The following is a 12,696-nucleotide window of genomic DNA, read 5'->3' as shown; positions in this document are numbered from 1 at the left end:
TTATATCGTGCCGTTACCCCGATCGGAAAAAACGAATACTGACCTTATATTTCATCAGGTTAGCCGACGCGTTTAGCCGTTATAGAGAGACAACCATACACAAAATCAGTGATTAAGAATATTCTGAGTTAGGGGCGCAGGAAAGAAAATTGTGGAAAAAAAATGGAGATAAGCACCGCGACTCATCATTAAATATTATATCTCAGCTTATAAATTAGACAATAACAATCCGTGCGTTTTAACGAGGAACAAAAGAAAAGGGCCGCAAATGCGGCCCTGAGAGGAGAGATTAATGATGCTCAACCGGATGGCTGTGCTCAATATCCTCATTTTTCTTACTAAAGCGGCGGCGAACCACCACGAAGAACACCGGCACGAAGAAAATCGCCAGCACCGTCGCGGTCACCATCCCACCCATTACGCCAGTACCGACGGCGTTCTGCGCGCCGGAGCCTGCGCCGGAGCTGATAACCAGCGGCATGACCCCAAGGATGAACGCCAGCGAGGTCATCAGAATCGGACGCAGACGCATACGAACGGCTTCCAGCGTGGCTTCGATCAGGCCTTTGCCCTCTTTATCCATCAGGTCCTTGGCGAATTCAACGATAAGTATCGCGTTCTTCGCCGACAGGCCGATGGTGGTCAGCAGACCAACCTGGAAGTAGACGTCGTTGGTTAATCCACGGAAGGTAGCCGCCAGCAGCGCACCCACAACCCCCAGCGGAACAACCAGCATGACCGAGAACGGAATCGACCAGCTTTCATACAGCGCCGCCAGGCACAGGAAGACGACAATCAGCGAGATAGCGTACAGCGCTGGTGCCTGGTTGCCTGACAACCGTTCCTGATAAGACATACCGGTCCAGTCATAGCCAATACCCGCAGGCAGTTTACCCGCCAGCTCTTCCATCAGGTTCATCGCTTCACCGGTACTCTTGCCCGGTGTCGCCTGGCCGAGGATTTCCATTGATGGCAAACCGTTGTAACGCTCCAGACGCGGCGAGCCGTATTCCCAGCGTGAAGTCGAGAAGGCGGAGAAGGGCACCATCTGTCCATCGCTGCCGCGTACGTACCAGTTGCCGATATCTTCCGGCAGCATACGGTATTTCGCTTCAGACATGATATACACTTTCTTCACGCGACCGCGGTCAATGAAGTCGTTGACGTAGCTACCACCCCATGCTGCGCCAAGCGTCGTGTTAATGTCGCTGATAGACACGCCGAGAGCCTGCGCTTTTTCCTGATCGATATCCACTTTGAACTGCGGAGTATCTTCCAGTCCGTTTGGACGCACGCCGGTTAAGACGTCAGGATGCTGCGCGACCATACCAAAGAGCTGGTTACGTGCCTGGGTCAGTTTTTCATGGCCCAGTCCCGCCTGGTCGATCAGCTGGAAGTCAAAGCCCGTTGCGGTACCCAGTTCAACAATTGCCGGCAGGTTAAAGGCGAAGACCATTGCGTCTTTAATCTGCGAGAAATACCCCATTGCGCGACCGGTAATCGCCTCAACTTTGTTCTCTTCGCCCGGACGCTGGCTCCAGTCCTTCAGAGAAACGAACGCGATACCGGTGTTTTGCCCACGACCCGCGAAACCAAAGCCGTTTACGGCGAATACCGATTCAACGTTGTTTTTCTCTTTGGTGAGATAGTAGTCGGTCATCTCATCCAGAACTTTCTGGGTACGCTCCTGAGTTGCGCCAGCAGGCAGCTGCGCCATGCTCAGGAAGACGCCCTGGTCTTCGTCCGGCAGGAACGAACTTGGCAGACGAACGAACAGCCAGGCCATGCCGACAACGATGATCAGGTACAGCACCAGATAACGACCGGTACTGCGCAGGATATTGCCTACGCTATCGGTGTAGTGATGCGTGCTCTTATCGAACATGCGGTTAAACCAACCGAAGAAGCCGGTGGTGGCGCCATGGCTGCCTTTCTGGATGGGTTTCAGCATCGTGGCGCAGAGCGCCGGGGTCAGAATCAGTGCCACCAGTACCGACAGCGCCATCGCGGAAACGATAGTGATCGAGAACTGACGGTAAATCGCACCGGTAGAACCGCCGAAGAAGGCCATCGGGATAAATACCGCGGAAAGCACCATCGCGATACCCACCAGCGCGCCCTGAATCTGGCCCATTGATTTACGCGTGGCTTCCTTCGGCGGTAGCCCTTCTTCGGCCATTACACGCTCGACGTTTTCTACCACCACGATGGCGTCATCCACGAGCAGGCCTATGGCGAGCACCATACCAAACATGGTGAGGGTGTTTATCGAGAAGCCGAACAGCGCGAGGATAGCGAACGTCCCCAGCAGTACAACCGGCACGGCGATAGTCGGAATCAGCGTTGCGCGGAAGTTCTGCAGGAACAGGTACATCACCAGGAACACCAGAATGATGGCTTCAACCAGCGTTTTCACCACTTCGTGAATGGAGATCTGCACGAAGGGGGTGGTGTCATACGGGTAAACAATCTTCAGGCCTGACGGGAAGAAAGGTTCCATTTTCTTCAGTTCGGCACGAATGGCGTTGGCGGTATCCAGCGCGTTCGCGCCGGTCGCGAGCTTAATACCCAGACCGGACGCGGGCTGACCGTTAAACTTCGCAACGACGTCGTAGCTTTCGCCACCCAGCTCAATCTTCGCGACATCGCGCAGACGCACCTGGGAACCATCCTGGTTAACCTTCAGCAGAATGTTGCCGAACTCTTCAGTATTGGTCAGACGGGTCTGCGCCACGATGGAGGCGTTCAGCTGCTGACCTTTCACCGGTGGAGTACCGCCTAACTGTCCGGCTGCGACCTGGGCGTTCTGCGCTTTCAGGGCGCTGATCACGTCAACCGGCGTCAGCTGGAAGTTATTAAGCTTGTTCGGATCCATCCAGATACGCATCGCGTACTGGGAACCGAACAGCTGCACGTCACCGACGCCGCTGGTACGGCTAATCGAATCCTTCATGTTGGCGGCAACATAGTCAGAAATGTCATCCTGATTCATGGTGCCGTTGGTATTGATAACGCCGACAACCATCAGGAAGCTGCTGGATGCCTTTTCAACGCTAATACCCTGCTGCTGAACTTCTTGCGGCAGCAGCGGCGTTGCCAGCGCCAGCTTGTTCTGTACCTGTACCTGGGCGATATCCGGATCGGTACCGGATTCAAAGGTGAGGGTGATGGTTGCTGTACCGGTGGAGTCGCCATTTGAAGACATGTACATCAGGTGATCGATACCGTTCATGTTCTGTTCGATAACCTGGGTCACGGTGTTCTGCACGGTTTCGGCATCGGCACCGGGGTACATGGCTGTAATGGAAATTGCCGGCGGCGCAATCGTCGGATATTGCGCTATCGGCAACTTGAGGATCGATAACCCCCCAGCCAGCATGATGATAATGGCGATCACCCACGCAAATATGGGGCGATCGATAAAGAAATTAGGCATGTCTTAACGGCTCCTGTTTAAGTTAAGACTTGGGTTGTTCTGACTGAGCGTTGCCTGCGGCTTGCTGTTTATCGTCAGAAACGACTTCCTGCGCTTTAACCTGCACGCCAGGTCTGACTTTTTGCAGACCGGTGATGATGACGCGATCGCCCGTTTTCAGCCCTTCGGTGACCAGCCATTTATCACCAATAGCCTGAGTGGCGGTAATCTGGCGAACTTCGACTTTATCACCTTCGCCGACGACCATCGCGCTGGCATCGCCGCGCGGGGTGCGGGTTACGCCCTGCTGAGGAACCAGCAGCGCATCCGGGTTGACGCCTTCTTCCAGACGCGCGCGGACGAACATCCCCGGCAGCAGAGTGTGATCCGGGTTCGGGAAAATGGCGCGCAGCGTGATAGAACCGGTGGTCTGATCAACGGTGACGTCAGAAAACTCCAGCGTACCGTTCTGCGGGTATTTCAGACCGTCGTTCGTCACCAGCTCAACCTTCGCTTTGCCGTTTTCCTGCTGCAGCTTGCCGTTGGCCAGCTCTTGTTTCAGACGCAGGAAATCGTTGCTCGATTGCGTCACGTCAACATAGATAGGATCCAGCTGTTGCACGGTCGCCAGGGCGGTGGTTTGGCCGTTTTGCACCAGAGCACCTTCCGTGACCGCGGATTTACCAATGCGGCCTGAGATTGGCGAGGTGACTTTGGTGTAGGCCAGATTAATGCGCGCGGTTTCAACCGCTGCTTTGGCGGCAACCACGGCGGCGTTGCTCTGTTGCGCGGTCGCGACGGCAGTATCGTAATCCTGTTGACTGATGTACTTAGTGCCTAACAGTTTCTGATAACGTTTAACCGTCAGCTGATCCATATTTGCCGCGGCCTGCGCTTTGGCTAAATCGCCTTTCGCGCTTTCATAAGTGGCCTGATAGGTCGCCGGATCGATTTGATAAAGAGACACCCCTGCCTGGATATCGCTCCCTTCGGTGAAGTTACGTTTAAGAATAATGCCACTGACCTGAGGACGAACTTCCGCAACGCGATAGGCGCTGGTACGGCCTGGCAGTTCGGTAGTAATTTGTAGAGGAGCGGATTTGAGCGTCACAATACCGACTTCCGGCATTTGTTGGGCTCCTTGCTGAGCCGGTTTGTCGTCACATCCTGTTAGCGCTAAGCTGCCTGAGAGCATCAGAACGACCGCCAGAGGCGTTAACCCTCTGTTTTTGTTCATATGTAAACCTCGAGTGTCCAATTTCAAATTGTTCAGTGGCTCAATCGACCACAAACCCACTGCTGTGTTTCTATTATGGTCATGCTATGGTACATACATTCACAAATGTATGTAAACGTAACCTCTGTAAACTCATCGACCTATGGCACGAAAAACCAAACAACAGGCGCTTGAGACCCGGCAACATATTCTGGATGTTGCTCTGCGTCTGTTTTCGCAGCAAGGCGTATCATCCACCTCGCTGGCCGCAATTGCAAAAGAGGCCGGTGTGACGAGGGGCGCTATCTATTGGCATTTCAAAAATAAATCAGATTTATTTAATGAAATATGGGTGCTTTCAGAAGCCAACATCAACGATCTCGAAGTTGAGTATCGGGCAAAATTCCCCAACGATCCACTGTCAGTTGTCAGAGAGATCTTAGTGTATATCCTTGAAGCAACGGTGACAGAAAAACGCAGGCGCTTGATGATGGAAATCATTTTCCATAAATGCGAGTTCGTCGGAGAGATGGTCACGCTGCAAGAAGCGCAGCGAAGTTTATGCCTTGAGAGCTACGATCGTATCGAGCAGACATTAAACGAGTGCATTGCGGCGAAGATGCTGCCCGCCAATTTACTCACCCGGCGGGCGGCGATTTTAATGCGCAGCTATCTTTCTGGCCTGATGGAGAACTGGCTGCTGGCGCCCAACGCTTTCGATCTGCAGCATGAAGCGCGGGCATATGTCGAAACGCTGCTTGAAATGTATCAATTGTGCCCCTCTCTGCGCAGTTCTGAAGGCGCGGAAGCTTAAGTATCCTCGCGGACAAAAGGGGTATTTTTCCTGCTGTCCGCCGCTATTCGCGCGATAACAGAAGTGCTATTCTTCGCGCTGCGACGATCCCCGGTATTCTCCGGCTTTTGCAATCACTCATGTTAACACTATGCTGCATACTATCCGTTGGCGAAACGCCATATCCGCTTTTGTTCTTACCCTGATGTTTTTTATCGGCTGTATTAGCGTTAACACGGCGCTGGCGGCTGACTTACCTGAACGTTCCGAGGTGCAAAGCCAGCTCACGACGCTGAATAAGCAAAAAGAGCTGACCCCGCAGGACAAGCTGGTTCAGCAGGACCTGACCCAGACCCTGGAAACCCTCGATAAAATCGAACGCATTAAGTCGGAAACGACGCAGCTGCGTCAGCAGGTGGCTCAGGCGCCAGCGAAAATGAATCAGGCTATCGATAGCCTCAACGCGCTAAGCGATGTTCCCGATGATGAGGCGACGCGTAAAACGCTGAGCACGTTATCGCTACGTCAGCTGGAATCGCGCGTCTCTCAGACGCTGGACGATTTGCAAAACGCGCAGAACGATCTGGCAACCTATAACAGCCAGTTAGTCTCCCTACAAACCCAGCCGGAACGTGTGCAGAATGCGATGTACTCCGCTTCGCAGCAGCTGCAGCAGATCCGTAACCGCCTGAATGGCACCTCGACGGGCGAGGAGACGCTGCGTCCTACCCAGCAGAGTTTGCTGCTGGCGCAGCAGGCTCTGCTGAATGCGCAGATAGACCAGCAGCGCAAAAGCCTGGAAGGTAACACGGTCCTGCAGGATACCCTGCAAAAGCAGCGTGATTACATCACCGCCTACAGCAACCGTCTTGAACACCAGCTTCAGTTATTGCAGGAAGCGGTGAATAGCAAGCGCCTGACGCTGACGGAAAAGACGGCTCAGGAAGCGGTTTCCCCGGACGAAACGGCGCGTATTCAGGCAAACCCGCTGGTGAAGCAGGAGCTGGAGATTAACCACCAGCTTAGCGAAAGACTGATTTCGGCGACGGAAAATGGTAATCAGCTGGTTCAGCGCAACATCAAAGTGAAGACCTGGCTCGATCGCGCTTTGCAATCCGAGCGTGATATAAAAGAGCAGATTTCCGTGCTGAAAGGCAGCCTGCTGCTGTCGCGTATCCTTTATCAGCAGCAGCAAACGCTGCCCTCTGCGGAGGAGCTGAGCGATATGACGAACCGCATCGCCGACCTGCGCCTCGAACAGTTTGAGGTTAACCAGCAGCGCGATGCGTTGTTCCAGAGCGATGCGTACGTCGCGAAGCTGGAGGAAGGGCACAGCAGCGATGTCAATGCCGAAGTGCATAGCGCGCTTCTCGAAATCGTTGATATGCGCCGGGAGCTGCTCGATCAGTTCAACAAACAGCTGGGTAACCAGCTGATGATGGCCATTAACCTGCAGATCAATCAGCAGCAGTTAATGAGCGTGTCGACCAACCTGAAAGCCATTCTGACGCAGCAGATTTTTTGGGTAAACAGTAACCGTCCGATGGACTGGGAGTGGGTTAAAGCCTTCCCGGAAGCGCTGAAAGGGCAGTTTAAGGCGATGAAAATCACCGTAAACTGGGAAAAAGCCTGGCCTGCGGTATTTATCGCTTTCCTTGCCGGCCTGCCGTTGCTGCTGATTGCCGGTCTGATTCGCTGGCGCCTTAACTGGCTGAAAGCGTATCAGGCGAAGCTGGCTTCACAGGTGGGGCAACTGCGCAATGACACTCAGCTTCACACGCCGAAAGCGATTCTTATCGATCTGATCCGCGCGCTGCCTGTGGTGCTGGTGATTCTGGCCATTGGCCTGATTCTGCTGACCATGCAGCTGAATATCAGCGATTTGCTGTGGGCCTATAGTAAGAAGCTGGCGCTGTTCTGGCTGGTGTTTGGCCTGTGCTGGAAGGTGCTGGAAAAAGACGGCGTGGCGGTGCGCCACTTTAATATGCCGTCGCAGTTGACCAGCCACTGGCGGCGGCAGATTGTCCGCGTCAGCCTTGCGCTGCTGCCGCTCAATTTCTGGTCGGTGATGTCGGAGCTGTCGCCGCTGCACCTGATGGATGACGTGCTCGGGCAATTTGTTATTTTCCTCAACCTGCTGCTGATTGCGGTGCTTGTTCTGCCGATGTGCCGCGAAAGCTGGCGTGATAAAGAGTCCCACAGCCTGCGCCTTATCACCGTCACCGTGCTATCGATTGTGCCCATCGCCCTGATGGTGCTGACGGCAACCGGCTACTTCTACACGACGCTGCGTCTGGCCGGCCGCTGGATTGAAACCGTTTACCTGGTGATGCTGTGGAACCTGCTGTACCAGACCGTTCTGCGCGGCCTGAGCGTGGCCGCCCGGCGTATTGCCTGGCGCCGTGCGCTGGCGCGTCGTCAGCATCTGGTTAAAGAGGGTGCTGAAGGGGCCGAACCCCAGGAAGAACCGACGATTGCCCTGGAGCAGGTTAACCAGCAAACGCTGCGTATTACGATGCTGGTGATGATTGCGCTGTTTGCCGTGCTGTTCTGGGCGATTTGGTCCGATCTGATCACCGTGTTCGCCTATCTCGACAGTATTACGCTGTGGCATTACAACGGTACGGAAGCCGGCGTCAGCGCCGTGAAAAGCGTCACCATGGGCAGCCTGCTGTTCGCGATTGTCGCGTCGATGGTCGCCTGGGCGTTAATCCGCAACCTGCCGGGCCTGCTGGAAGTGCTGGTGCTATCGAGACTCAATATGCGCCAGGGGGCGTCGTATGCAATTACGACCATCCTTAATTACGCCATTATTGTTATTGGCGCGATGACGGTATTTGGCTCGTTGGGCGTTTCGTGGGACAAACTTCAGTGGCTGGCGGCCGCCCTGTCGGTTGGTTTAGGGTTTGGCTTACAGGAAATCTTCGGTAACTTTGTTTCCGGTCTGATTATTCTCTTTGAGCGCCCGGTGCGTATTGGCGATACGGTGACCATTGGTACCTTCTCCGGTACCGTCAGCAAAATCCGCATTCGCGCCACGACGATCACCGATTTTGACCGTAAAGAGGTCATTATCCCGAATAAGGCCTTCGTGACGGAACGCTTGATCAACTGGTCGCTCTCCGACACCGTCACCCGCGTGGTCATCCGCCTTGGCGTGGCCTATGGTTCCGACCTGGATAAGGTTAAAGAAGTGCTGCTCCAGGCCGCGCATGAGCATCCGAAAGTGATGCAAGAGCCCGCGCCCTCGGTCTTCTTTACCACCTTCGGCGCCAGCACGCTCGATCATGAACTGCGCCTGTACGTGCGTGAACTTCGCGATCGCAGCTATGCGGTGGATGAGCTTAACCGCGCTATCGATCGTTTGTGCCGCGAGAACAATATTGACATCGCCTTTAACCAGCTGGAGGTGCATCTGCGCAATGAGAAGGGCGATGAAGTGACAGAGGTGAAGCGGGATAAGGGCGACGATGCCTCCCCGGCGATAAGCTAAGCATAACGGGGCGGTGGGTATCCGCCCCGCAGATGTTAATGGCTGAGCGAGGAGAGTTCTTCCTGGCTCAGACCGGTCAGTTCCATCACCATCTTCGGCTCCAGCCCGCAGGCGAGCATTTTCAGGGCAATGCTGTGCGAGATTTCTCTACGGCCCTCCTGCAAACCTTCCTGCAAACCTTCCTGTCTGCCTTCTTTTCTACCTTTTTTACGGCCTTTCTCTTCCAGCCATTCGGCAATTGTCATCAGTAGCTCCTTGTGCCTGGGCGACTGCTTCGCCAGCTCGCGAATCAGGGGCCCAGGTTTTTCCGAGGTTCCCGCCTGCAGCATATAGCTGATGAGGGTATTGATCTGGTTTTCCGTCAGATATCCTTGCGCCAGCAGCGTAATCAGCATCGGTTGCAGTTCGGCCAGATCGCGCTGGCGAATATGCTTTTGCAACAGTTCCAGCATCGCCATACGCTGGTGGCGGAGGATATGATTATCTGGCATAACGGTCAGGTCCACCAGCGGAAAATCTCCGCCGTACAGCGCGCCGGCAAGCTCAGGAAGGTCAAAAAGCTGGAGCCAGTTGAGCGTATGTGGCCAGGGGCTGACGGTGCCGTGATAAAACAGAATCGGGACCACCAGCGGCAGCGTATTGTGGCCGGCATCCAGGTGGCGCTGCATGGCGGCCAGCGTATAGCGCATCAGGCGAAAAGCCATCAGCTTATCCGGCGAGCTTTGATGTTCAATCAGCGCGTAGATATATCCCGCGCCGTGCTGCGTTTGTAGGGAGTAGAGAATGTCGGAGTAGCTGGATCGCAGGTCTTCCTCGATAAAGCTGCCGGAAGCCAGCTGCAGCGTATTGAGATCGCAGATACTTAAAAACTGCGCGGGAAGATAAAGCTGTAAAAAATCGCGAGCGACCTCTTTCTGGGCCAGCATTTGACGAAAAATAGCATCGTGCGGCGTACGTGAGAATCTTTCCATGAGCATCTATCCGTTGTGGTAAGGGGCAGGCGACAACTCTGCCACCCCCAAAGATCCGCCAACAGACTACTCCTGTGCGTTTTGCGAGGCCTCTTCCGCACTTTTTACTTTGTTTTCATAGTCTCGACGGATAATTTCCAGCGCAGCTAGCACGGTTTGCGCAGGAACTTTATTCTCCTCAAGCAGCATAATTAAATCGACGGCCAGCTTGACCTCGTCAGGGGCATTTTCCAGCGACATACTTCTTCCTCCCGTTAGCGCGTTAAGCGGGCCAGTCTGTTTTCAATTTTTTCCAGCGCGTCGCGACAGCGGGCCAGGCGCCCGGTATAGGCTTCAACTTCCTTTGCCAGCCGCTGTTGGTCATCAAGGCTTATGGCTTGCGCCAGCCGTCTTTGTCGGTCGTTGCGCATGGCCAGCAGGCGCCGTTCATACTCCTGATGCTGTAGACGTCGGCGCTGCCAGCGGCTAAGCGTTGGCGACGCGCTATCCCAGGCGCGTAATGACCAGGTCGCCGTTTCCCGGTTAATCGCGGCGATTTGAGCAACGAGACGTTCCGCCAGCCAGGCGACCTGCGCAAGCTGCTGGCGTTCGGCCGCCTGTTTTAACGCCGTAAAGCCGTCTCTGGCCTCATTGAGATAAGCCTGCATCTGCGTGCTGCGGGTACGGAACAGCTGACGATCGAAGCGCGGGCTGAGGGTCGCGTGATTGGCCATGGGCGCCACCTGAGCGGCCAGCTCCGCAAGCTGGTTTTCCAGTGAATGTAAAAGCCGGGCGGTTTTCAAATAACTCCTCCATCCCCTGATAAGCAACTGTGCTACATTAGCGTTATCTTCGTGATAACGATTCGCATTATGCCACGTATTATTTTGATCATCATTGGCTGGCTGGCGGTAGCGCTGGGAACGCTGGGCGTGTTTTTACCGCTACTGCCGACGACGCCGTTTATCCTGCTTGCCGCCTGGTGCTTTGCGCGCTCGTCGCCGCGCTTTCACCACTGGCTTTTGTATCGCTCATGGTTTGGCGGCTACCTGCGCCACTGGCAGAAATACCGCGCCATGCCGCCGGGCGCGAAGCCGCGGGCGGTCGCGATGATTTTGCTGACCTTTGCCATTTCGCTGTGGCTGGTTAATCTTACCTGGGTGCGCATCTTGCTGCTGATCATTCTGACCTGTCTGCTGATATTTATGTGGCGCATTCCGGTGGTTGATGCAAAGCAACAAAAGCACTGATGCGCAATAATGATGGTTGCAATTGTCGCTGACAGCCAGTAAATTCTGGCGTTTTCGAGCGCGGGTAAGCCTGGTCAAAGGTTAAACAAAAGTTTCTTTGGCCCATTTGGCATGCCCGTGAGTAACACCGTTTTAATCAGGCATACACTTATGACCGCAACAGCACAGCAGCTTGAATATCTGAAGAACAGCATCCAAAGCATCCAGGACTATCCGAAACCTGGCATCCTTTTCCGTGATGTCACCAGCTTGCTGGAAGACCCGAAGGCCTACGCGCTCAGCATTGAGCTGCTGGCCGAGCGTTATAAAGACGCGGGGATTACCAAAGTGGTGGGCACCGAGGCGCGTGGCTTCTTATTTGGCGCACCGGTTGCGCTGGCGCTGGGCGTAGGCTTTGTTCCGGTACGCAAGCCGCGTAAGCTGCCGCGTGAAACTATCGCAGAAAGCTACGAGCTTGAGTACGGCACCGATCAGCTGGAAATCCATGTCGATGCGATCAAAGAAGGCGATAAAGTCCTGGTGGTTGACGATCTGCTGGCAACCGGCGGCACCATTGACGCCACCGTGAAGCTTATTCGTCGCCTGGGCGGTGAAGTGCACGATGCGGCCTTTATTATTAATCTGTTCGATCTGGGCGGCGAGCAGCGCCTGGAAAAACTGGGAATCAACTGCTATAGCCTGGTCCCTTTCCCGGGCCACTAAGCAAATCCCGCCACATAGCCTCGCTGATTGAGCGGGGCTGTGATAGCATGACCCCTCGTGATTTCACCTTCCAGCGTTTNGGCTATCTTCGCCACTGGCAACAGTACCGCGCCATGCCTCGCGGCGCTAAACCGCGCGCCATTGCGATGATCGTGGTGACTTTTGCTATTTCGCTATGGCTGGTTAAGCTTACGTGGGTGCGCATCATGCTGTTGGTCATTCTGGCCTGTCTGCTGATCTTTATGTGGCGCATTCCGGTGGTTGACGCAAAGCAACAAAAGCACTGATGCGCAATAATGCCTGTTGCAATTGTTGCCGACAGCCAGTAAATTCTGGCGTTTTCGAGCGCGGGCAAGCCTGGTCAAAGGTTAAACAAATGTTTCTTTGGCCCCTTTTGCACGCCCGTGGGTAATACCGTTTCAATCAGGCATACACTTATGACCGCAACTGCACAGCAGCTTGAATATCTGAAGAACAGCATCCAGAGTATCGAGGATTATCCAAAACCTGGCATTCTTTTCCGCGATGTCACCAGCTTACTGGAAGACCCGAAGGCCTACGCGCTTAGCATTGAACTGCTGACCGAGCGCTACAAAGACGCGGGTATTACCAAAGTGGTAGGGACTGAGGCGCGTGGCTTCCTGTTCGGCGCCCCGGTCGCGCTGGCGCTGGGCGTGGGCTTTGTTCCGGTACGCAAGCCGCGTAAGTTGCCGCGTGAAACCATCGCCGAGACCTATGAGCTGGAGTATGGCACCGATCAGCTGGAGATCCACGTTGACGCCATTAAACCGGGCGATAAAGTGCTGGTGGTTGACGATCTGCTGGCGACCGGCGGCACTATCGACGCCACGGTCAAACTGATCCGCCGCCTCGGTGG

The 12,696-nt window shown here is 54.8% G+C and carries 10 protein-coding genes and 1 pseudogene; 6 read left to right on the top strand and 5 right to left on the bottom strand.

Annotated features, from left to right (window positions below; genetic code table 11):
• Window positions 1-289: 289 nt before the first annotated feature.
• Together acrB and acrA are read right to left on the bottom strand one after the other, a co-directional pair.
• Entirely contained in the window at window positions 290-3,436 is a 3,147-nt protein-coding gene (gene acrB, locus FQK12_RS14885; protein ID WP_014228207.1) for a multidrug efflux RND transporter permease subunit AcrB, read from the bottom strand.
• Between the two features lie 22 nt (window positions 3,437-3,458).
• Window positions 3,459-4,652, bottom strand: a complete 1,194-nt coding sequence (acrA, locus tag FQK12_RS14880; RefSeq protein WP_004136054.1) for a multidrug efflux RND transporter periplasmic adaptor subunit AcrA — start codon at window positions 4,650-4,652, stop codon at window positions 3,459-3,461.
• Between the two features lie 142 nt (window positions 4,653-4,794).
• Between acrA and acrR the strand changes: the two genes are divergently transcribed.
• Both acrR and mscK read left to right on the top strand, forming a co-directional pair.
• A complete protein-coding gene (gene acrR, locus FQK12_RS14875) occupies window positions 4,795-5,445 on the top strand; it encodes a multidrug efflux transporter transcriptional repressor AcrR (RefSeq protein WP_014228208.1) in 651 nt (216 codons plus the stop codon).
• A gap of 130 nt (window positions 5,446-5,575) precedes the next feature.
• The gene (mscK, locus tag FQK12_RS14870) at window positions 5,576-8,917 is read left to right on the top strand and encodes a mechanosensitive channel MscK (protein ID WP_014228209.1); all 3,342 of its coding nucleotides are present in this window, start codon (window positions 5,576-5,578) and stop codon (window positions 8,915-8,917) included.
• Between the two features lie 35 nt (window positions 8,918-8,952).
• Here the strand turns inward: mscK and FQK12_RS14865 are convergent, their stop codons facing one another.
• From FQK12_RS14865 to priC, 3 genes are all read right to left on the bottom strand, one after another.
• Window positions 8,953-9,888, bottom strand: a complete 936-nt coding sequence (locus tag FQK12_RS14865) for an Rpn family recombination-promoting nuclease/putative transposase (RefSeq protein ID WP_014228210.1) — start codon at window positions 9,886-9,888, stop codon at window positions 8,953-8,955.
• 66 nt (window positions 9,889-9,954) lie between these two features.
• The gene (rsmS, locus tag FQK12_RS14860) at window positions 9,955-10,128 is read right to left on the bottom strand and encodes a pleiotropic regulatory protein RsmS (RefSeq protein ID WP_014228211.1); all 174 of its coding nucleotides are present in this window, start codon (window positions 10,126-10,128) and stop codon (window positions 9,955-9,957) included.
• Window positions 10,129-10,142: 14 nt separating this feature from the next.
• On the bottom strand, window positions 10,143-10,670 hold the full coding sequence (gene priC, locus FQK12_RS14855; RefSeq protein WP_004848351.1) for a primosomal replication protein N'': 528 nt from the start codon (window positions 10,668-10,670) through the stop codon (window positions 10,143-10,145).
• 69 nt (window positions 10,671-10,739) lie between these two features.
• Between priC and FQK12_RS14850 the strand changes: the two genes are divergently transcribed.
• The 4 genes and pseudogenes from FQK12_RS14850 to apt (FQK12_RS14835) all read left to right on the top strand — a co-directional run.
• The gene (locus tag FQK12_RS14850; RefSeq protein ID WP_004848353.1) at window positions 10,740-11,117 is read left to right on the top strand and encodes a DUF454 family protein; all 378 of its coding nucleotides are present in this window, start codon (window positions 10,740-10,742) and stop codon (window positions 11,115-11,117) included.
• Between the two features lie 150 nt (window positions 11,118-11,267).
• Window positions 11,268-11,819, top strand: a complete 552-nt coding sequence (gene apt, locus FQK12_RS14845; RefSeq protein ID WP_004099669.1) for an adenine phosphoribosyltransferase — start codon at window positions 11,268-11,270, stop codon at window positions 11,817-11,819.
• 80 nt (window positions 11,820-11,899) lie between these two features.
• A pseudogene (locus FQK12_RS14840) lies at window positions 11,900-12,106 on the top strand (YbaN family protein); the annotation flags it as partial.
• Between the two features lie 150 nt (window positions 12,107-12,256).
• On the top strand, window positions 12,257-12,696 hold a 440-nt coding region (apt, locus tag FQK12_RS14835), incomplete at its 3' end, for an adenine phosphoribosyltransferase (protein WP_146295737.1).

Origin of the sequence: Klebsiella sp. ME-303, assembly GCF_007910085.1 — a bacterium.
Taxonomy (GTDB): Bacteria; Pseudomonadota; Gammaproteobacteria; order Enterobacterales; family Enterobacteriaceae; genus Klebsiella; species Klebsiella michiganensis.
The sequence above is the reverse complement of the archived record's forward strand: the minus strand, read 5'-3'. Positions and strand labels throughout refer to the sequence as shown.

What these genes read in the sequence shown, in the direction of transcription:
- acrA (WP_004136054.1), bottom strand. Translation starts at nt 4,652, where the DNA reads ATGAACAAAAACAGAGGGTTAACGCCTCTGGCGGTCGTTCTGATGCTC.
- FQK12_RS14865 (WP_014228210.1), bottom strand. Translation starts at nt 9,888, where the DNA reads ATGGAAAGATTCTCACGTACGCCGCACGATGCTATTTTTCGTCAAATG.
- acrR (WP_014228208.1), top strand. Translation starts at nt 4,795, where the DNA reads ATGGCACGAAAAACCAAACAACAGGCGCTTGAGACCCGGCAACATATT.
- rsmS (WP_014228211.1), bottom strand. Translation starts at nt 10,128, where the DNA reads ATGTCGCTGGAAAATGCCCCTGACGAGGTCAAGCTGGCCGTCGATTTA.
- FQK12_RS14850 (WP_004848353.1), top strand. Translation starts at nt 10,740, where the DNA reads ATGCCACGTATTATTTTGATCATCATTGGCTGGCTGGCGGTAGCGCTG.
- mscK (WP_014228209.1), top strand. Translation starts at nt 5,576, where the DNA reads ATGCTGCATACTATCCGTTGGCGAAACGCCATATCCGCTTTTGTTCTT.
- acrB (WP_014228207.1), bottom strand. Translation starts at nt 3,436, where the DNA reads ATGCCTAATTTCTTTATCGATCGCCCCATATTTGCGTGGGTGATCGCC.
- apt (WP_004099669.1), top strand. Translation starts at nt 11,268, where the DNA reads ATGACCGCAACAGCACAGCAGCTTGAATATCTGAAGAACAGCATCCAA.